The organism is Streptomyces sp. NBC_01451 (genome assembly GCF_036227485.1).
GTDB lineage: Bacteria > Actinomycetota > Actinomycetes > Streptomycetales > Streptomycetaceae > Streptomyces.
In genome coordinates, this window is record NZ_CP109479.1 from 8,495,398 (window position 1) to 8,513,978 (window position 18,581).

At 71.7% G+C, this 18,581-nt stretch carries 19 protein-coding genes; 10 read left to right on the top strand and 9 right to left on the bottom strand.

What is annotated here, in order from left to right; translation table 11 throughout:
• Window positions 1–195 precede the first annotated feature (195 nt).
• From OG595_RS37395 to OG595_RS37425, 7 genes are all read left to right on the top strand, one after another.
• Entirely contained in the window at window positions 196–1,320 is a 1,125-nt protein-coding gene (locus OG595_RS37395) for a SchA/CurD-like domain-containing protein (RefSeq protein ID WP_329279976.1), read from the top strand.
• 86 nt (window positions 1,321–1,406) lie between these two features.
• Window positions 1,407–1,889 (top strand): cupin domain-containing protein, encoded by a 483-nt coding sequence (locus OG595_RS37400; RefSeq protein WP_329279978.1) that lies wholly within the window; start codon window positions 1,407–1,409, stop codon window positions 1,887–1,889.
• Window positions 1,886–3,154 carry a beta-ketoacyl-[acyl-carrier-protein] synthase family protein gene (locus OG595_RS37405; protein WP_329279981.1) on the top strand — a complete coding sequence of 423 codons (1,269 nt, stop codon included), beginning with the start codon at window positions 1,886–1,888 and terminating at the stop codon, window positions 3,152–3,154. The genes OG595_RS37400 and OG595_RS37405 overlap by 4 nt, the downstream gene beginning before the upstream one ends.
• Entirely contained in the window at window positions 3,151–4,434 is a 1,284-nt protein-coding gene (locus OG595_RS37410) for a beta-ketoacyl synthase N-terminal-like domain-containing protein (RefSeq protein ID WP_329279982.1), read from the top strand. The genes OG595_RS37405 and OG595_RS37410 overlap by 4 nt, the downstream gene beginning before the upstream one ends.
• Before the next feature lie 26 nt (window positions 4,435–4,460).
• Window positions 4,461–4,721, top strand: coding sequence for a phosphopantetheine-binding protein (locus OG595_RS37415; protein ID WP_164323487.1), 261 nt, complete (start codon window positions 4,461–4,463; stop codon window positions 4,719–4,721).
• Window positions 4,722–4,723: 2 nt separating this feature from the next.
• Window positions 4,724–5,200 carry an SRPBCC family protein gene (locus tag OG595_RS37420; protein ID WP_329279986.1) on the top strand — a complete coding sequence of 159 codons (477 nt, stop codon included), beginning with the start codon at window positions 4,724–4,726 and terminating at the stop codon, window positions 5,198–5,200.
• A gap of 25 nt (window positions 5,201–5,225) precedes the next feature.
• Window positions 5,226–5,561: a TcmI family type II polyketide cyclase gene (locus OG595_RS37425; protein WP_329279988.1), complete on the top strand. Its 336-nt coding sequence runs from the start codon at window positions 5,226–5,228 to the stop codon at window positions 5,559–5,561.
• Between the two features lie 71 nt (window positions 5,562–5,632).
• Here OG595_RS37425 and OG595_RS37430 read toward each other — a convergent pair whose 3' ends face one another.
• From OG595_RS37430 to OG595_RS37455, 6 genes are all read right to left on the bottom strand, one after another.
• Window positions 5,633–6,700: a methyltransferase gene (locus tag OG595_RS37430; protein WP_329279989.1), complete on the bottom strand. Its 1,068-nt coding sequence runs from the start codon at window positions 6,698–6,700 to the stop codon at window positions 5,633–5,635.
• Window positions 6,701–6,771: 71 nt separating this feature from the next.
• Window positions 6,772–7,866 carry a right-handed parallel beta-helix repeat-containing protein gene (locus OG595_RS37435; RefSeq protein ID WP_329279991.1) on the bottom strand — a complete coding sequence of 365 codons (1,095 nt, stop codon included), beginning with the start codon at window positions 7,864–7,866 and terminating at the stop codon, window positions 6,772–6,774.
• Window positions 7,867–7,942: 76 nt separating this feature from the next.
• Window positions 7,943–8,626 (bottom strand): class F sortase, encoded by a 684-nt coding sequence (locus OG595_RS37440; RefSeq protein ID WP_329279993.1) that lies wholly within the window; start codon window positions 8,624–8,626, stop codon window positions 7,943–7,945.
• 142 nt (window positions 8,627–8,768) lie between these two features.
• Window positions 8,769–9,263: a hypothetical protein gene (locus tag OG595_RS37445; RefSeq protein ID WP_329279995.1), complete on the bottom strand. Its 495-nt coding sequence runs from the start codon at window positions 9,261–9,263 to the stop codon at window positions 8,769–8,771.
• A gap of 306 nt (window positions 9,264–9,569) precedes the next feature.
• Entirely contained in the window at window positions 9,570–12,137 is a 2,568-nt protein-coding gene (locus OG595_RS37450; RefSeq protein WP_329279997.1) for an ABC transporter permease, read from the bottom strand.
• 6 nt (window positions 12,138–12,143) lie between these two features.
• Window positions 12,144–13,004 (bottom strand): ABC transporter ATP-binding protein, encoded by an 861-nt coding sequence (locus tag OG595_RS37455; protein WP_329280000.1) that lies wholly within the window; start codon window positions 13,002–13,004, stop codon window positions 12,144–12,146.
• A 166-nt stretch (window positions 13,005–13,170) separates the two neighbouring features.
• Here OG595_RS37455 and OG595_RS37460 point away from each other — a divergent pair, with 166 nt between their 5' ends.
• Both OG595_RS37460 and OG595_RS37465 read left to right on the top strand, forming a co-directional pair.
• The gene (locus tag OG595_RS37460; RefSeq protein ID WP_329280003.1) at window positions 13,171–13,422 is read left to right on the top strand and encodes a toxin-antitoxin system HicB family antitoxin; all 252 of its coding nucleotides are present in this window, start codon (window positions 13,171–13,173) and stop codon (window positions 13,420–13,422) included.
• Between the two features lie 37 nt (window positions 13,423–13,459).
• Window positions 13,460–13,798, top strand: a complete 339-nt coding sequence (locus OG595_RS37465; protein WP_329283504.1) for a fic family toxin-antitoxin system, toxin component — start codon at window positions 13,460–13,462, stop codon at window positions 13,796–13,798.
• On the opposite strand, the gene OG595_RS37470 is transcribed toward OG595_RS37465, so the two are convergent.
• Window positions 13,793–14,542, bottom strand: coding sequence for a class I SAM-dependent methyltransferase (locus OG595_RS37470; RefSeq protein WP_329280005.1), 750 nt, complete (start codon window positions 14,540–14,542; stop codon window positions 13,793–13,795). The genes OG595_RS37465 and OG595_RS37470 overlap by 6 nt on opposite strands.
• A gap of 107 nt (window positions 14,543–14,649) precedes the next feature.
• Window positions 14,650–15,336 (bottom strand): esterase/lipase family protein, encoded by a 687-nt coding sequence (locus OG595_RS37475; RefSeq protein ID WP_329280007.1) that lies wholly within the window; start codon window positions 15,334–15,336, stop codon window positions 14,650–14,652.
• A gap of 115 nt (window positions 15,337–15,451) precedes the next feature.
• Here OG595_RS37475 and OG595_RS37480 point away from each other — a divergent pair, with 115 nt between their 5' ends.
• Window positions 15,452–17,818, top strand: coding sequence for a helix-turn-helix transcriptional regulator (locus tag OG595_RS37480; protein WP_329280009.1), 2,367 nt, complete (start codon window positions 15,452–15,454; stop codon window positions 17,816–17,818).
• Window positions 17,819–17,865: 47 nt separating this feature from the next.
• Here the strand turns inward: OG595_RS37480 and bioD are convergent, their stop codons facing one another.
• Window positions 17,866–18,579 (bottom strand): dethiobiotin synthase, encoded by a 714-nt coding sequence (bioD, locus tag OG595_RS37485; RefSeq protein ID WP_329283505.1) that lies wholly within the window; start codon window positions 18,577–18,579, stop codon window positions 17,866–17,868.
• Window positions 18,580–18,581 lie beyond the last annotated feature (2 nt).

The window sequence follows — 18,581 nt, forward strand, 5'->3', positions numbered from 1 at the left end:
CGCACGGTTCACTCGCCCGACCCCGCGGGAGTCGCGCACATCGCGACTCGCGTCAACGATCGGCTCATGGCGGCCCCGGCATTTCGGACACGGCGGTCGCTCCCCGCCTTCCACAACGGATTTCCGCAACGGACTTCCACGACGGACTTCCAGGACGAAGGCGAACTTCAACGACGAAGAGGAGAGGTGCGCCGGATGACCATCTCGGGACGCATATCGCAGTCGGCGTTCGACGGCTCCAGGCTGCGGGTGATCCTGCTGCTCGACCTGTACGAAGGAGCCCAGCAGCAGTTCCTGGACGCGTACGAACACATGCGCAACCAGGTTGCGTCCGTGCCCGGTCACCTCAGTGACCAGCTCTGCCAGTCGATCGAGAACCCCTCGCAGTGGCTCATCACCAGCGAGTGGGAGAGCGCCCCGCCCTTCCTCGCCTGGGTGAACAGCGAGGAGCACGTCGAGACCGTACGGCCGATGCACAGCTGCGTCCGGGACACCCGGTCGATGCGCTACAGCATCCTCCGGGAGACCACCCCCAACGCCCCGCTCCCTCCCGTTTCGGCGACAGCGGGCACGCAGGTGGCGGCCCGCGTGGGCGACGGGGTCGCGCGCCACGCCCTCACCTTCACCGTCAAGCCCGGCTCCGAGTCGAAGGTCGCCGAGATCCTGGCCGGCTACACGTCGCCCGAGGCCCAGGTCGACGACACCACCCGGCTGCGCCGTACCTCCCTCTTCATGCACGGCAACCGCGTCGTACGGGCCGTGGAGGTCGAGGGCGATCTCCTCGCCGCACTGCGTCACGTCGCCCGCCAGCCCGAGGTGCGGGCGGTCGAGGAGGCCATCAACCCCTACCTGGAGCAGGACCGGGACCTCAGCGACCCCGACTCCGCGCGGGTCTTCTTCACCCGGGCTGCGCTCCCGGCCGTCCACCACGTGGTCTCCGGCAGGGAGGCCCCCGCCGGGCTGCGGCGGCACGCGCTGTACTACCCGGCGAAGGAAGGCCGCGGCATGGACCTGGCGCGGCTGCTCGCCCACCAGGACGAGGCCGCGGCGGACGACCCGGCCGGCCCGGTGTACGGAAGCACCGTCTTCCAGCGTGATGACATCGTTGTCAGGCTCGTCGACGTCACCGGTGAGCTCGACGCCGACCCGATGTCCTCCCTCGGCCTCAAGGGGCCTGGGAAGGCAGCGGAGTTGGAACTTCTTCTGGACGGCGCCGCGATCGGTGTCGAGGGCTCCCTGGAGACGGACCGCAACCTCAACCGCCTCCTCTCGCACGCCGACATGATGCCCGTCACCGACCGCAGCTCGGCGCCTGCCTGACGGATCACCGTGGTGCTCACCGCGCCGCACCCACTCCGCCCCGCCCCGCCCGGACGACGTCCCTGCCCCACCCGGAGGTCTCAACCATGAACAAGCAGCACCCACGCATCGTGGACCTGAGCGAGACAGAACCCAACCGCAGACGCGGCGGTGACCTGCGCGCCATGCTCACGCCCGCCACGGTGGGTTCCACCAGCGGCTTCATGGGCCTGGCGATCGTCCAGCCCGGCGAGCGCATCGGCGAGCACTACCACCCGTACTCCGAGGAGTTCGTCTACGTCGTCTCAGGCGCACTCGAAGTGGACCTGGACGGCGAGACGCACGCCCTCAGGCCCGATCAGGGCCTCCTGATCCCGATCGACGTGCGCCACCGCTTCCGCAACGTCGGTGACGTGGAGGCCCGCATGGTCTTCCACCTGGGCCCGCTCGCCCCGCGCCCGAGCCTCGGGCACGTCGACACGGAGGTGACCGAGACCGCCGTACCCGGCACGGAGTTCGCCGTCGGCGGGCCGGACCGGCTCGCTCCGGACCACGGACAGCGGTCCGAGCGGAGCGGGGCCATACGGTGACCCGGCGGGTGGCTGTCACCGGTATCGGTGTGGTCGCTCCGGGCGGCACCGGGGCCACGGCGTTCTGGGACCTCCTCGCCGGCGGCCGTACCGCGACCCGGGGCATCACGCTGTTCGATCCGGCGGGCCTGCGTTCGCGCATCGCCGCCGAATGCGACTTCGACCCGTTCGCGCACGGACTGGACCCGGAGCTGAGCCAACACGCCGACCGCTACATCCAGTTCGCCATGGTCGCCGCCGCCGAGGCCGTCGGTGACTCCGGCCTCGACACCGGCGCGCAGGACCCGTGGCGCGTCGCGGTCTCCCTGGGCAGCGCCGTCGGCGGCACCACCCGCCTCGAACACGACTACGTCAAGGTCAGCGAGGGCGGGCAGCGCTGGGACGTGGACCACCGCGCAGCCGACCCGCAACTGCACCGGGCGTTCTCGCCGAGCACCCTCGCCTCGGTCGTCGCCGAACAGTTCGGCGCCCAGGGCCCGGTGCAGACCGTCTCCACCGGCTGCACCTCCGGGATCGACGCGGTCGGCTACGCCTTCCACACCATCGAGGAGGGCCGGGCCGACATCTGCATCGCCGGCGCGGCGGACTCGCCGATCTCGCCGATCACCATGGCCTGCTTCGACGCCATCAAGGCGACGTCGGACAACAACGACGACCCCGAACACGCCTCCAAGCCCTTCGACGCCCGCCGCAACGGCTTCGTGATGGGCGAGGGCGCGGCGGTGCTCGTCCTGGAGGAGTACGAGCACGCCCGGGCCCGCGGCGCCCACATCTACTGCGAGGTCGGCGGCTACGCCACCTTCGGCAACGCCTACCACATGACCGGTCTGACCAGCGAGGGACTGGAGATGGCCCGGGCGATCGACTCCACGCTCGACCAGGCCCGCCTCGACCCCACGCTGATCGACTACGTCAACGCGCACGGCTCGGGCACCAAACAGAACGACCGGCACGAGACCGCCGCCGTGAAGCGGTCCCTGGGCGCACACGCCTACGACACACCCATGAGCTCCATCAAATCCATGGTGGGCCACTCACTCGGCGCGATCGGCGCGATCGAGATCGTCGCGTGCGTCCTGGCGCTGAAGCACCAGGTCGTACCGCCGACGGCGAACTACGAGACACCCGACCCCGAGTGCGACCTGGACTACGTGCCGCGCACGGCGCGCCAGCACAGGCTCAGGAACGTGCTCTCCGTCGGCAGCGGATTCGGCGGCTTCCAGTCGGCCGTGCTGCTGACCGGGCCGGGCGGGAGGACCCGATGACGACACGGCAGACTCAGCGCACAGGACAGACCCGGCCCACTCGGCGCACCCCGCGCGCGGCCATCACCGGGATCGGGGTGATCGCGCCCAACGGCCTGCGGACCGACGCGTACTGGAAGGCCGTCGGCGAGGGCCTCGTCGTCCTGGACGGGATCACCCGCGAGGGCTGCGGACACCTCCCGCTCCGGGTGGCCGGGGAGGTCCGGGGCTTCGACGCCGCGGGCCTCATCGAGGAACGTTTCCTCGTCCAGACCGACCCGTTCAGCCACTTCGCGATGGCCGCCGCCGCCCTCGCCCTCGACGACGCCGGAATCGGCCGGGGAGTGCCCGCGGAGCCCTACGACATCGGTGTGGTCACCGCGGCCGGATCCGGCGGCGGCGAGTTCGGGCAGCGGGAACTCCAGAAGCTGTGGGGCCAGGGCTCCCGGTACGTCGGCCCGTACCAGTCCATCGCCTGGTTCTACGCCGCCAGCACCGGCCAGATCTCCATCCGGGGCGGCTTCAAGGGGCCGTGCGGGGTGGTCGCGAGCGACGAGGCCGGCGGTCTGGACGCCGTCGCGCACGCCGCCCGGGCCGTACGGCGCGGCACCGGCGCGGTCGTCGTCGGCGGCGCGGAGGCACCCCTCGCCCCCTACTCGATGGTCTGCCAGCTCGGCTACGCCGAACTCAGCACGGCCGAGGACCCGGCCCGCGCCTACCGGCCCTTCACCCAGGGCGCGTGCGGCTTCGTGCCCGCGGAGGGCGGCGCGATGCTCGTCGTCGAGGACGAGAACCGCGCCCGGGAGCGAGGGGCGACCGTCCGGGCCACTGTGGCCGGTCACGCCGCGACCTTCACCGGCGCCTCACGCTGGGAGCGGTCCCGGGAGGGACTCGCCCAGGCGATCCGGGGTGCCCTCGACGAGGCCGGGTGCGCCCCCGAGGAGATCGACGTCGTGTTCGCCGACGCCCTCGGCGTGCCGGAGGCGGACCGCGCCGAGGCCGGCGCCATCGCCGACGCCCTCGGGACGCACGGTGCCAAGGTCCCCGTCACGGCGCCCAAGACCGGCATCGGGCGCGCCTACTGCGGGGCGCCCGTGCTGGACATCGCCGCCGCGGTGCTCGCCATGGAGCACCGCCTGATCCCGCCCACCCCCAACGTGTTCGACATCTGCCACGACCTCGACCTGGTGATGTCCCGCGCTCGCCCCGCCGAGCCGCGCACGGCCCTGGTCCTCAGCCGGGGACTGATGGGTTCCAACGCGGCGCTGGTAGTGCGCCGTGGAGACGACTCCGCCCGATGACCACCGGGCGGGAAGGAGACACCCGCATGCTCACCACCCAAGTGACCTACGACGAGCTGGCCGCCCTCATGAAGAGGGGAGCCGGAGTCACCGTCGACCCCGGCGAGCTGGAGCGCGCCTCGGACACCCCGTTCGGGATCCTCGGCCTCGACTCGCTCGGCCTGCTCGGCATCGTCGGCGAGCTGGAGAACCAGTACGGCCGCTCGCTGCCCCCCGACTCGGAGCGCTGCAGGACGCCCCAGGAGTTCCTCGACCTCGTCAACAGCACCCTCAAGGCTGGAGCCTGAAAGTGTCCGGACACACCGAGAACAGCATCACCGTCGACGCCCCGTTCGACCTCGTCTGGGACATCACCAACGACATCGAGAACTGGCCCCGGCTCTTCACCGAGTACTCGTCCCTCGAAGTCCTCTCCCGCGAGGGCGACACGACGGCCTTCCGCCTGACCATGTACCCGGACGACAACGGCAAGGTCTGGAGCTGGGTCTCGGAACGCACCGTCGACCGTGCCAACCGGATCGTCCGGGCCCGCCGGGTGGAGACGGGCCCCTTCGCCCACATGAACATCCTGTGGGAGTACACGGAGCTGCCCGGCGGCACCCAGATGCGCTGGACGCAGGACTTCGCGATGAAGCCCGACGCCCCGGTCGACGACGAGTGGATGACGGACAACATCAACCGCAACTCCCGTACGCAGATGGCGCTCATCCGGGACCGGATCGAGCAGGTCGCCCGTGACCGCCAGAACGCGCCCCTGCCCCGCTGAGCCACCGGCCCAGGAAGGACATCCGATGCACCACGCCCTGATCGTCGCCCGCATGGCACCCGAGTCGGCGCCGGCGATCGCCGACCTGTTCGCCGCCTCCGACAGCGGTGAACTCCCGCACCTCGTCGGTGTCACCCGCCGCAGTCTCTTCCAGTACGGCGACGTGTACCTGCACTTCATCGAAGCCGACCAGGACCCGGCGCCCGCCATCGCGAAGGTGGCCGGCCACCCCGAGTTCCGGAGCGTCAGCGACAAGCTGTCGGCGTACGTCTCCGCGTACGACCCGCTGACGTGGCGCAGCCCCAAGGACGCCATGGCGCGCTGCTTCTACCAGTGGGAGCGGGACGCCTCCGGCTCCTGAGCACCGAACCCCCGAGGCCGGTACCGCGACGTTCGCGGTACCGGCCTCGGGGGTTCGACTGTGATGCGGGGTCAGTTGGGGACGGTGCACTCGAACGCGTGCAGATACGCGTTGACCGGGCGGATCTCGCCGATGACCAGGCCCGCGTCCGTGAGCCGGTCGACCATGCTCTGCCGGGTGTGCTTCGCGCCGCCGACGTTGAGGAGCAGCAGCAGGTCCATGGCCGTCGTGAACTTCATCGACGGTGTGTCGTCCACGAGGTTCTCGATCACGACGACCCGCGCACCGGGGCGCGCCGCCTTCCTGACGTTCGCCAGCGCCCTGCGGGTGCTCTCGTCGTCCCACTCCAGGATGTTCTTGATGATGTACACGTCCGCGGACACGGGGATGTCCTCCCGGCAGTCCCCGGCCACGATGCTCACCCGCGCGGCCAGTGAACCTCCGTCGCACAGCCGCGGATCGGCGTTCTCCACCACTCCGGGCAGGTCGAGCAGCGTGCCGTGCATCCGGGGGTGCTTCTCCAGCAGGCTCGCCACGACCCGGCCCTGGCCGCCGCCGATGTCCGCGACCGAGGACACCCCGGTCAGGTCCAGCAGGTTCGCGACGTCCCGAGCGGACTGCTCGCTGGATGTCGTCATGGCCCGGTTGAACACGTACGCCGACTCGGGGGCCTCCTCGTTGAGGTACGAGAAGAACTCCCTGTCGTACATGTCCTCGAAGACGTTGCGGCCGGAGCGCACCGCCTCGTCCAGTTGAGGCCAGACGCTCCACGTCCACGGCTCGGTGCACCACAGCGCGATGTACCGCAGGCTGTGCGGATCGTCCTCGCGCAGCAGCCGGGACATCTCCGTGTGGACGAAGGTGCCGTCGGGGCGTTCCGCGAAGACGCCCTGGCAGGACAGCGCGCGCAGCAGCCGCCTGAGGGTGTGGGGCTGGGTCTTCACCGCCGCCGCCAGGTCTTCCACGGTCGTGGGCGTGTCGTCGTTCAGGGCGTCCGCGACGCCCAGCCGGGCGGCGGCGCGTACGGCGGCGGCGCAGGCCGCCCCGAACACGAGCTCCCTCAGCCGCATCGGAGCCTGCGGTGCCGATGGAGCCGGGGGAGCCGTGGCGGTGGGGGGAGCCGGGTCGACGGTCGTCATGTGTTTCCTCGCCTCTGTGGTTGTGCCGTGTGGGGGAGTGGGGCGGGTGCGGTGGCTGGTGCGTCGGACGGTCAGCACAGTCCCGCGGGTTCGGAGACCCCGCAGGTGTTGCCGCGGAAGGTGTTGTTCCTGCCGGTGTCCCGGTCGGCGAGATCGGCCGTGCTGTTGCGCAGCACCACGTTGTCGCGGATCTCGTTGCTCTCGTTGGGGGCGCCCACGAAGCTCTTGAACAGCACGATGCCGCCCGACAGCGGGGAGGCGCCCACGTTGTCCTCGACCCTGTTCTTCGTCACCAGCGTCTTCTCGGTGCCGGTGAGGACGATGCCCGAGCCCTGCAGGAAGGGCAGCCGGGGGGTCTTCGGACACAGCTTGTTGTTGGCGTGGATGTGGTTGCGGCGTACGGTCATCGCCCCGGCGCGGGGTGTGCCCTCGTCGCCGACGACGAACACCGCGGCGCAGTTGCCGGTCGCCTCGTTGCGTTCGACGGTCAGGTTCCGCAGCCGCCGCACGGTGACGCCGATGCGGTTGCCGGCCAGCCGGTTGTGGCTGATCACGGTGCCCTTGGAGTCCTGGGCCCCGTCCTCGCGGTCGACGGTGTTGGCGACGAAGAGTCCGGCGTCGCCGTTGCGCTCGGCGGTGTTGCGGGTGAACACACCGCGTACGGACCTCTCCTGGGCGATGCCCCACTGACCGTTCTTCTCGGAGATCACGTCCTGGACCTTCAGCCGGTCGGTCCACGACGCCCACAGGCCGTTCTTGGCGAAGCCCCGGATCGTCAGCGAGCGCAGGGTGACGCGCTTGACGGGACTGCTCCTGGTGCCGTTCACACAGATGCCGTTGCCCGCGGCGGCACAGGTGCCGTCGGCGCCGGCGACAGCAGTGGCGGCCGGGCCGGGGACGATCACGGCGGGCCCGGCGAGGGAGCCCCGCAGCGTCAGGTCCGAGACCGTGATGCGGACGCTCTCGTGGTAGGTGCCGGGGGAGAGGACAACGGTGTCCCCCGGCCGGGCGGCGTCCACCGCCTGCTGGATCGATTCGCCGGGCTGTACCCGGTGTATGCGGAGCACCTGATGCGCCGTACGGTGGTCCGCCGGCGCGGCGGCACCCAGCCCCGACGCCACGACAGCCGCGGTGCATACGAGGTGGGTGATCTGTCGTCTGGTCATATGCCGAAGCTAGGAGCGGGTGTTCCGGCTCGCCACCGCTGATCCCCCAGGTGGGCCCCCGCCGGACGCCGGCGGGTCAGACGAGGTGCGCGAAGACCACCAGGTTGTCCGTGTAGTCCCGCGCCGAGTGGTCGTAGTCACCGGCGCAGGTGATGAGCCGGACCTGGGCCTGCGGGGTGTCGGCGTACACGCGCTCGTCGGGGAAGTCGTCCTTCGCGAACGTCTCGACACTGTCGACGACGAAGACGGCCGTGCGTCGGTCGGACCGGTTGACGGAGAAACGGTCCCCCTTCTTCAGCTCGCTGAGCCCCGCGAAGACGGCGGGGGCGGTCGCCGTGTCGACGTGCCCGGCGATGATCGCGGTACCCGCCTCTCCCGGGGACACGCCGTCCGCCTGCCAGCCGACCAGGTTCACGTCGTCGGCGGGCGGGGGTTCGAGCTGCCCCGAGTCGCCGATGGCGAGGCCGACGAAGGGGGCGTCCACGTCGATGGCCGGGATGAGCAGGCGCGTCGGCCGGGCCCGCGGCAGCCGCTTCCCGGCCTGCGGCACGGCCGAGGACTTCGGCGCTGCCGACGAGGACGGGGCATGGGCCGCGGCGGCGCGCGGCGCGCGGGCGTCTCCGGTCGACTCGTCGTTCCCGGAGAAGAGGAAGAGCGCCGGGATCAGGAGAACGACGGTCCACGCGATCAGACGTACGAAAAGGCGCCGCCGGGGCGACACCGATGGGGACTCGACAGGGGAAGGCAACCGGGTTGCCATCGGAAACCACCTCACTGGAACACGGGCACAGCGCGTAGCGGGACTGGGAGGGGCCGGGAGGGACGTGAACCGGCCGGGCCGCCGCAGTGCGCACAGGCGGATGTGCGCACGCGACGGCCCCGGCTGCTATGTCAGGCATCGGTCAGGACGCCCCGTCGGCCGCGTTCCTACGACGCATCGCGAACGCGCCGGCGCCGACGACCGCCAGGGCCGCCAGCCCACCGGCCGTGACACTCGGGGCCGCGAGTGCGCCACCGCCGGTGTGCATGCCACCGCTGGGCTTCTCGTGCTTGGAGCCCCAGTCGCCCTTGCTGCTCTCGTCGGCGCTGTCGTCCTTGCTCCAGTCGCCCTTCTTGCCCTCGTCCGTGCTGTCGTCCTTGCTCCAGTCGCCCTTCTTGCCCTCGTCCGAGCTGTCGCCCTTGCTCCAGTCGCCCTCGTTCACCGCGGTGAGCGCACCGCCACCCGTGTGCATCCCGCCGTTCGGCTTGTCGTGCTTGCTGTCCTTGTCGTGCTCCTTGCTGTAGGAAGAGTCACCGTTGTCCCAGTCGCCGCCGTCGGCGGCGAAGGCGCCGGGCGCGGCGATCGCGAGAGCGGCCGTGGCCGTCGCGGTAGCGAGGAGCAGGCGGGCAGAGCGCATGGTCGAAGTCCTTCCGCCGCGGCTGGGGCGCTGACGCGATGTCAGCTGACGAGACCCGGCCCCGACGTGATCCACCGTCAGCCAGACCGGCCCGCCCCACCACTCGAACCACCCGCCCGACTGACCCGCACGGCGGAACCGGGAGCGGACGGCCGACCGCTACCGGCGCGAACAACAAAGCTCTGACCAGGTATTTAATCGGCTGACCGGCAGTCACTTCCCGGCCCGCGCCACGCCGTACGCACAACCCGATCGGCGGCGACACGACTGCACGCATCGCCCGCATGTCGTGTCAGTCCTGTCGTGTCAGTCGTGCGCGATCGCCGCCAGTACGTTCATCCGGGACGCGCGCAGCGCGGGCAGCAGGGCGGCCACGATGCCGACCAGCGCCGAGCCCACGACGACCAGGACGATCGTGCCCCAGGGAATCGCCAGCGCCTCCATGCCCTGGAGAGCCAGCACCCGGTGGATGCACACGCCCCACACCAGCCCCAGCCCGAGCCCGAGCACCGCACCGAAGACGGCGATCACCACCGACTCCAGCCGGATCATCCGGCGCAGCTGCCGCCGGGACAGCCCGATGGCCCGCAGCAGTCCGATCTCGCGAGTGCGCTCCACGACCGACAGGGCGAGGGTGTTGACCACGCCGAGCACCGCGATGACGATCGCGAGCCCCAGCAGCGCGTACACGAGGTAGAGCAGTACGGCGATCTGGTTGCGGATCAGTTCCTTGTAGTCGGCCTGGTCGCGGGCCTTGACCTGCGGATACGGGGTGAGCGTCCGCTCCAGCGCGGGACGCAGCGTGTCGGCGCTCGTGCCGTCCGAGGCGTTGACGTACAGCGCGGAGTCCTGGCCGCCCGGCACGTACTTCTCGGCGACGGCGATCCCGAAGTAGATGCCGCCCTGCGTCCCGAACCCCTCGGCGCTGTCCTGGTCGGTGAGGGCGCCGACCGTCAGCTGGGTCCGGCCGCCGTCCGGGAACTCCACCGGCAGCACCGTGCCGACCCGTACGTCGTGGTCCTTGGCGTAGTCGGCGGACAACGCCAGGTGGCCGTCCGCGAGCGCCGCGGCCGTGTCACCCTGCGCGTAGGCGACATGGGCGACGTCGTCGAGCCGCGCGTCGTACCCGGCGGCCGTCGTCTCCAGGCGCTTGCCGTCCGGGAACCGCACCGCGACCGGCACGAACCGCTGCCGTACGACGAGACCGACACCGTCCGTGGCCCGCACCCTGTCGGTGAGCTCCCGGGAGAACGGCACGAAGTTGTCGTTCTGCACGACGAAGTCGGCGCCGAGCGTCCGGTCGATCTGCTCGTCGAAGGACTTGGTCATCGAGGCGCTGGCCACGGACATCCCGCCGACCAGGGCGAGGCCCACCATCAGCGCGGCGGCCGTGGCGCCCGTACGGCGGGGATTGCGCAGGGCGTTGCGCTGGCTCATCATGCCGACCGGACCGAAGACCGCCGGGAACGCGCCGCCGAGGACCTGGATGACCGGCCGGACCAGCAGCGGGCCCGCGATGACCGTCGCGAGGAGCGTGAGGACGACGCCGAGTCCCAGCAGGGAGGCGGCGGCCGATGTCTGACCGGCCGTGGCACAGCCCGCGAGCGCGGCGGCCCCGAGCGCCCCGACGATCGCGCCGACCACCGCCCGGACCCGCAACGGCCGCCCCACGCCCGCGATCTCGGCGTCCGAGAGCGCGGCCATGGGGGAGACCACCGCGGCCCGCCGGGCCGGCAGGTAGGCCGCCAGGAACGTGACCCCGAGCCCGACGGCGTACGACGACACGGGGGTCGCCCAGCCCACCACCATGTCGGCCGAGCTGAGGTTCATGCCGAACGCGCTCATCAGCTGGATCAGCCCGGCCGCGAGCCCGATCCCGGCGGCGAGGCCGAGCGTGGAACCGACCAGGCCGAGCAGTACCGCCTCCGTCAGCACGGACCGGCGCACCTGCCGCCGGTCGGCGCCGAGCGCCCGCAAGAGGCCCAGTTCGCGGGTGCGCTGGGCGATCAGCATGGAGAAGGTGTTGACGATCAGGAAGACCCCGACGAGCACCGCGATCCCGGCGAACCCCAGCATCACGTACTTGATCACGTCGAGGAATCCGCCGAGTTGGTCCGCGGCGGACTCGGCCTGCTCGGCGGCCGTCTGCAACTCGTAGTCGGTGGTGCCGATCTGCTTCGCGATGCGGCTCTTCAGCTCGGCGTCGGTCACCCCGCCGACGGCGGTCACCGAGATGCTCGTGGCCCGGTCCGGCGCACCCAGCAGCATGGTCGGCGCGGTCTTCGGGTCCAGGAACAGCAGCGCCGCGCCCGGGTTGGTGGTGGTGAAGGTGGCGATCCCGACGATCCGGACCCTGAACGACCCCGGCTGCGCCTGGACGGTGAGCGTGTCGCCGATCCCCACGTCCTTGCTGTCGGCGGTGTCCGCGTCCAGCAGTGCCTCGCCGTCGCCCCGCGGGACGTGGCCGGAGGTGAGTTCGACGGGGCTGCGGTCGGTGAGGTACCAGTCGGTGGCGATGGTGGGGGCGCCCGAGGTCGGCGAGACCGACTTGTTCCGGTCGTCCACGACGGTGAGGTTGTTGACGGACACGTCCGCGTGGGCGTCCTCGACGCCGGCGACGCCGGCGACACGCCCGGCCAGCGAGGAGGGCAGGGTGAGGACCTCGCCGGACGGCACCGACGACTCGAAGTCCTTCCGGGGGTTCACCGTGACGTCGGCGGACGTGGAGGCGAAGAGCCGGTCGAAGGTACGGGTGACCGTGTCGGAGAAGATCAGGCTGCCCGCGACGAACGCCACGGACAGGACGACGGCCAGCGCGGAGAGCAGCAGTCTGCCCTTGTGGGCGAGGAAACTCCTGAGCGTTGCCTTCAGCACGGGGTGTCAGTCCTCGTCGGTGGGCTTGGTGAGGGAGGGGGTGTCGGAGTCGTCGGGAGCGCCGGTGGAGGTCGCCGGGGCCTGTCCCTGCCCCGGTCCGCCGGAGAAGAGACGCATGCGCTCCAGGACCGCCTCCGCGGTGGGCCGGGGCATCTCGTCCACGATCCGGCCGTCGGCGAGGAAGAGCACCAGGTCGGAGTGGGCGGCGGCGCCCGGGTCGTGGGTCACCATGACGACCGTCTGGCCGAGGTCGTCGACGGCCTCGCGCAGGAAGCCGAGGACTTCGAGCCCGGCACGCGAGTCGAGGTTGCCGGTCGGTTCGTCCGCGAAGATCAGCTCGGGGCGCGAGGCGAGCGCCCGGGCACAGGCCACGCGCTGCTGCTGCCCGCCGGAGAGCTGGGCCGGCCGGTGCTTCAGCCGGTCGCGCAGCCCCAGCGTGTCGATGACCTGGTCAAGCCACTTCGGGTCGGGCTTCTGGCCCGCGATGTCCATCGGCAGGGTGATGTTCTCGACGGCGTTCAGGGTCGGGATCAGGTTGAACGACTGGAACATGAACCCGATCCGGTCCCGCCGCAGCCGGGTCAGTTCGCGGTCCTTGAGCCCCGTGATCTCCGTGTCCCCGAGCCACACCTGCCCCGCGGACACGGTGTCGAGCCCCGCCAGACAGTGCATCAGCGTGGACTTGCCCGACCCCGACGGCCCCATGACCGCGGTGAAGCTCCCGCGCGCGATGTCCACGTCGACCGAGTCGAGGGCGAGCACGGCCGTCTCGCCCGAGCCGTACGCCTTGGTCAGCGCGCGGGCGCGGGCCGCGGTCCCGTCTGCCTCCGAGTGCCCCGGGGCGTGCTCCGCAGCAGGTGTGGACAAGGCTGCCTCCTTCGCTGGCGTGCCGGTCGTGGCCGTCCCGATGTCGTGCCGACGTCCCTCGTTCCTTGTCCCGGCCGAGCGTAGTGTGACCAGGCGCACACCCGGTATCCCTTTTCGATCCTGGGCGCCCTTGCCGGTGCTAGCACTTGCGCGCTAGCTTCGAGGTATGGCTAAGACTCAGCTGAACGTCCGGGTGGACGAGGGCACCGCCCGCGCGGCGCGGGAAAGGGCTCTGGCCCGCGGAATGAGCGTCAACCGCTACATAGAAGAGCTGGTCCAGCAGGACACCGGCGAGGCGGGCCACACCTTCGTCGAGGCCGCCGCCGACTTCATGAAGCAGTACGAGTCGGTCTTCGCCGAAGAGTTCGGCACGGATCGTGAAGGCAAGCGCGAAGGTCGTCACCGACCCCTTGGATAACTCCGGCAACCTCAGGATCGACCTCGCCTGGCTCCTCATGATCGCCGAACGGAAGACGCCCGGAGACCCCCAGGTATCCGACTGGGGCGCCCTGGTCGCCGCCGTCGCCCGCCACGAGGCCGAGATATTCGACATCCCCGTCTACGACAACCCGCACGCCCGGGCCGCCGCCCTGCTCCAGCTCCTGCTGCACGTGCCCGCGCTGGAGCGCTCCAACGCGCTGTTCGCGTCCGCGGTCGCCTACGCCTATCTCATCGCCAGCGGGGTCAAGGTCGTCACCTCGCCCGAGCAGGTGCGCGACCTGGCCCGGCTGGTGAAGACGGGCAACGCCTCGGTGCACGACATCGCGCACGAACTGCGCCAGTGGAGCCTATGAGGCGCCCGGCGCCTGCTCCGGCCCGGGCACCTTCTCCGGCTGGGGCTCCTTCTCCGGCTGGAGGGGACGCCACGCGCTGCCCAGCACGCAGTACGAGACGGGCAGCCGCGGTCCCTTCTCCGGCAGCAACAGCCGCCGGTACGGGCCGAGTTCGAACCCGGCGTCCCGTAGCGCGGCGATCGGGTCCCGGGCCGTACGGCAGCCGCCGGCGAGCGCGGGCCACACCGTGCGGTCGAGGGCGCGCTGAGTGAACCGCATCGCGGGGCCGCCCCCGACGCCGTGCTCAAGGAACCGCACCTCGCCGCCGGGACGCAGTACCCGCCGTGCCTCACCGAGCGCCCGGGACACGTCCCGGACGCCGCACAGCACCAGCGAGAGCACGACCGCGTCGAAGGCCTCGCTCTTCACCGGCAGCGCCTCCGCCACGCCCGGCGCCACATCGACGGGGACGGGCACCTCCGAACGCATCGCCGCCTCCACGGCCAACTGCCGCAGCAGACGCTCGGGTTCGATCGCGACGACCTCCGAGACGGTGACCGGATAGTGCGCGAAGTTCAGACCGTTGCCGGCGCCGATCTCGATCACCCGCCCGGAGAGTCCGGCGAGCAGCCGGTGCCGCAGCGCGCCCAGGCCGATGCCGGTCTCGGCGGCCACACTGAACCGGGCGTAGTAGCGGGCGAACAGCGGATGGTGCACGGGGCCCCGCGGCACCTTGCCGGAGCCTGCGGTGGACCGTAGCGGCATGGGGACCTCCCGAGGAGGAACGGCCTCACCGCGATTGTCCCCCTTGCGGGGCCCGCGCACCCTCCCTCCCGCCGGGAACCGGCGGGATCAGGCCGTGTCCGGCGGAATCAGGCGATGAAGTTGCGGACCTGCGTGTAGACGCCGTAGTCGTTGTTCATCTCGTCGTGCGAGATGCAGCCGACCTCCACGTTCGTGGCTCCGCTCAGGATCGCGGTCGTGTCCGGGGTGAGCGCCTCGTCGCAGTTGGACCAGTAACTGGCGTACGACACACTGCCCGGTGTCTCGTCGCCCGAGTTCAGCGCGGTGAGGAACGAACTTCCCGTGTACATCTCGGAGCACGAGGTGTACAGCCACGCACACCACGAGGCGACCGTCGTACCGTGGTTGGTGCCCGCGGTGGAGACGAAGTCGTCGACGTACGCCGTTCCGCCGAGGTTCTTGAGGTAGTAGCGAGCGCTGAGCGTGCCCATGGAGTGGACGACGAGGTCGACCTTCGAGGCGCCCGTTGCGGCCAGAACTCTCTTGACCTCGGTGGCCAGTTGCTGGGCCGTCGTGACGTTGGACTGGGACCAGGAGTACGACCAGGCGTCCAGCTCGGAGGCCGTGTAGCCGTCGGCCTTGAAGTCGGCGACCCAGTCGTTCCAGCTGCTCGACGAGCTGCTGATGCCGTGCACGAAGACGACCGGATTGTGGGTGGCGGCCTGGGCGGGAGCCGCGGAGAGCGAGAGGGACAGGAGCATCGAGGACACGACGGCCGAGACGGCTGCTGTGATGCGTCGCATACGGCGCTGCATGGTGCCTCCTGATATGGGTGGGGTTGGCTGGAGTGTCAGGCCGGGTCTACGCGCGCCGCATCGGTGAAATCGCCGGTCTTTACGTGCCTTGTAACTCGCCAGTAACGTGAGTGGTGTGGTGACCTCGGTGAATCCCCCGCCTCTCCCGCGCATTTCGCCACCGCAGCTCCCGGACGCGTGGCAGCAGCTCGGCCCGCCGCTTCCCGAAGGCGTCCGCGTGCGCGTCCTCTGTGCCGCGTACGGCGATCCGCGCGCCGCCGCCGAACTCGTACCGCTCCTCACCGAACGGCAGGCGGCCGGGCTCGACCCGCTCCCGGCGGACCCCGCCGCGCTCGCCCCCGAACTGCTGCGGGCGCACCGCCGGGCGATCCGTGCCCTGCCCGGTGACACCCGGCTGCTGCTGCTCCTCGCGGCGGCCGACCAGTACCCGGTGCAGACCCACGCCTTCCTGCGCGCGGTCGCCGCGGCCCACCTCGACACCGGGTCCCTCGAAGCCGCGGAGGCGGCCGGGATCGCCCACGCGACGGCGACCGGAGTCGTCTTCCGCGACGCGTGGACGCGCATCGCGGCCTACGAGTCCGGATCCTCGGCGGACCGGCGCGACATGCACCGGCTGCTGGCCCGCGTCCTGCACGGCGACGGTGAGACGCCCCGGCGCTCCTGGCACCGGGGCGCCGGCGCCCTCGGCCCCAGCGCACGGCTCGCCGCCGAACTGGGCGCCGCCGCGCACGAGGCCCGTGCACTGGGCGACCACCTCCTGGCCGGCGCCCTCGGCGAGCGCGCCGCCGCCCTGACGCCCGACCCGCGTGAACGGTCCCGGCTGCTCTCCAGGGCCGCCGCCGACGCCTGGCACCGCGGTGACGGGGACCGGGCCCGCGGTCTGGTGGCGTCCTCGGACGAGAGCGCGCTCAACGGCATGTTGGCCCTGCGCTCGGGCAACGCGACGGAGGCCTTCGACTCACTGCTGACGGCAGCGGTCCGGCATGCGAGGGCCGCGCTGGAGCAGGGGAACGCGGGGATCGGAGCGCGCGTGCTGAATCGTTCCGCCGCCGATCAGGGGCCCAGCTCCGGCCCGCCCGAACGATGCGCCGCACCGGACGACCCCTACGCGTATCCGTACGCGACCCGGTATCCGCACCCGGACTCACAGTCGTCGCGCAGCGTCCCGAACCCCGCCCTGGATGTCGCCGTGCACCTGTTGGCACGTGCCACCGAGGCGGCCGTCTACACCGGCGACCTCCGCCGCTGCCGGGAGGCGGCCACCGTGGCCGCACGGCTCGGCATCATCCCGCCCGGCACCCTCGCGGGACTCGCCGCCGCCGTCGAGGGACGCTACGAGGACGCCCGCAACCTCCTGAAGGCCGCCGCCGGGCGCTGCGGTCCCGGTGGCGACCCCACCCTGCTCATCCACTCCGGCATCGCCGCGCTGCTCCTCGGTGACCACTCCGGAGCCGAACGCGCCACCGTACGGGCCGCCGCCTCCGCCCGCGCCCGGGGCGAGACGGTGACCGTCCCGCAGGCCTTGGAGTTCCGGGCCTACGCCGACTTCTGGACCGGACGCCCACGCGCCGCCGAGGCCGCCGCGGCCGACGCACTCTGGCAGGCGTACGCCACCGGCCAGGACAACGGCGCCTGTCATCTGCAGGCCGCCCTCGCCATGTTCGCGGCCGTGACCGGCGACGGCGAGGTCTGCCGGGAACGCGCCGAGGCCGCCCGTACCCACGCCCGCGCCCACGGCCTGGGCCTGCCCGCCGCGCTCGCCCTGTGGGCGCTCGCCTTCCTCGACCTCTCCACCGGCCGCTTCGAGAGCGCGGCAGCCCGGCTGCGCGCCCTCGCCGGATTCGGCCCCGGTCACGGCCACCGGGCCATCCGGCACCTGGCCACCCCGCACTACGTCGAGGCCGCCGTCCGCACCGGCGACACCCGCGTCGCACAGGCCGCCCACGCCGACTACGACCGCTGGGCCACCGCCGTCCGCAGCCCCGACGACCTGGCCCTCAGCGCCCGCTGCCGCGCCCTGCTCGCCCCCGGCGGAGAAGCGGTCGATCACTACCGCACGGCGCTCGACCTGCACGGCCACGGCACGCGCGACTTCGAACGCGCCCGTACGGAGCTGTTGTTCGGCAGCGCGTTGCGTCGGCTCCGGCGGCGGACCGAGGCGCGCGACCGGCTGCACAGCGCCCTGGAGGCGTTCGAGACGTTCGGGGCGCCGCACTGTGCGACGCAGGCACGGGCGGAACTTCGGGCGCTGGGGGCGCCGGTGACCGTCACGTCGGCGTCGGCGGATCTCACCGCTCGTCTCACGGCGCAGCAGTTGATGGTGGCGCGGATGGCGGCGGAGGGGGCGACCAATCGGGAGATCGCCGTTCGGCTGGCGTTGAGTCCGCGCACGATCGATCACCATCTGCGGGGGGTGTTCTCGCGGTTGGGGATTCGGTCCCGGATCGAACTGGTGCGGTTGCTCGGGCAGGAGGGGCTGTGAGTCGGCTTCGCCGCCCCCGGGGCCCGTCGCGCGGTTCCCCCGCGCCCCTAGAGGACTCGCGACCGGAAGTCCGACGCGTCCCACGTTCCGCCCAGCGTCGGGGCCAGCCAACTCGCCGCCGTCGCGCGGAAGTCGGCCGGGGGCAGCGTCCCGCTCCCCTCCGGCAGTGCCCCCAGCAGGGGTGCCCCGGCGACCACCGGCAGGTCGGCCACGTTGCAACGGGCCGCCAGATCGGGGGAGTCGGGCCAGCTTCCGATGACGACGCCCGTCAAGTGGACGCCCCTGCGGGACAGTTCACGAGCCGTCAGTTCTGTCGCGTTCAGGGTGCCCAGACCGGCCGAAGCGACAACCAGTACCGGAGCGCCGAGCAGTTGGGCCGCGTCCGCCAGGGTTCCTCCCTCCTCGTCGAAGCGCACGAGCAGTCCGCCCGCGCCCTCCACCAGGACCACGTCGTACTCGGCGGCCAGTTTCGCGGCGGCCTCCGCCACCTCGGCCGGCCCTACCGGTGGCAGCGAGGCCCGGCGGGCAGCGGTCGCGGGGGCCAACGGGTCCGGAAAACGGGCGAGTTCGAGGGTCCGTACAGCGCCCGCGAGCCGCGCGACCTCGTCGGCGTCGCCGCGCTCGTCCGGACGTACCCCCGTCTGGGCGGGCTTGAGCACGGCCACCGTGCGGCCCGCGGCGAGGGTGGTGGCGGCGACGGCGGCCGTCGTGACCGTCTTGCCGACCTCCGTGCCCGTCCCCGTGATCACCAGGATCGGCATGC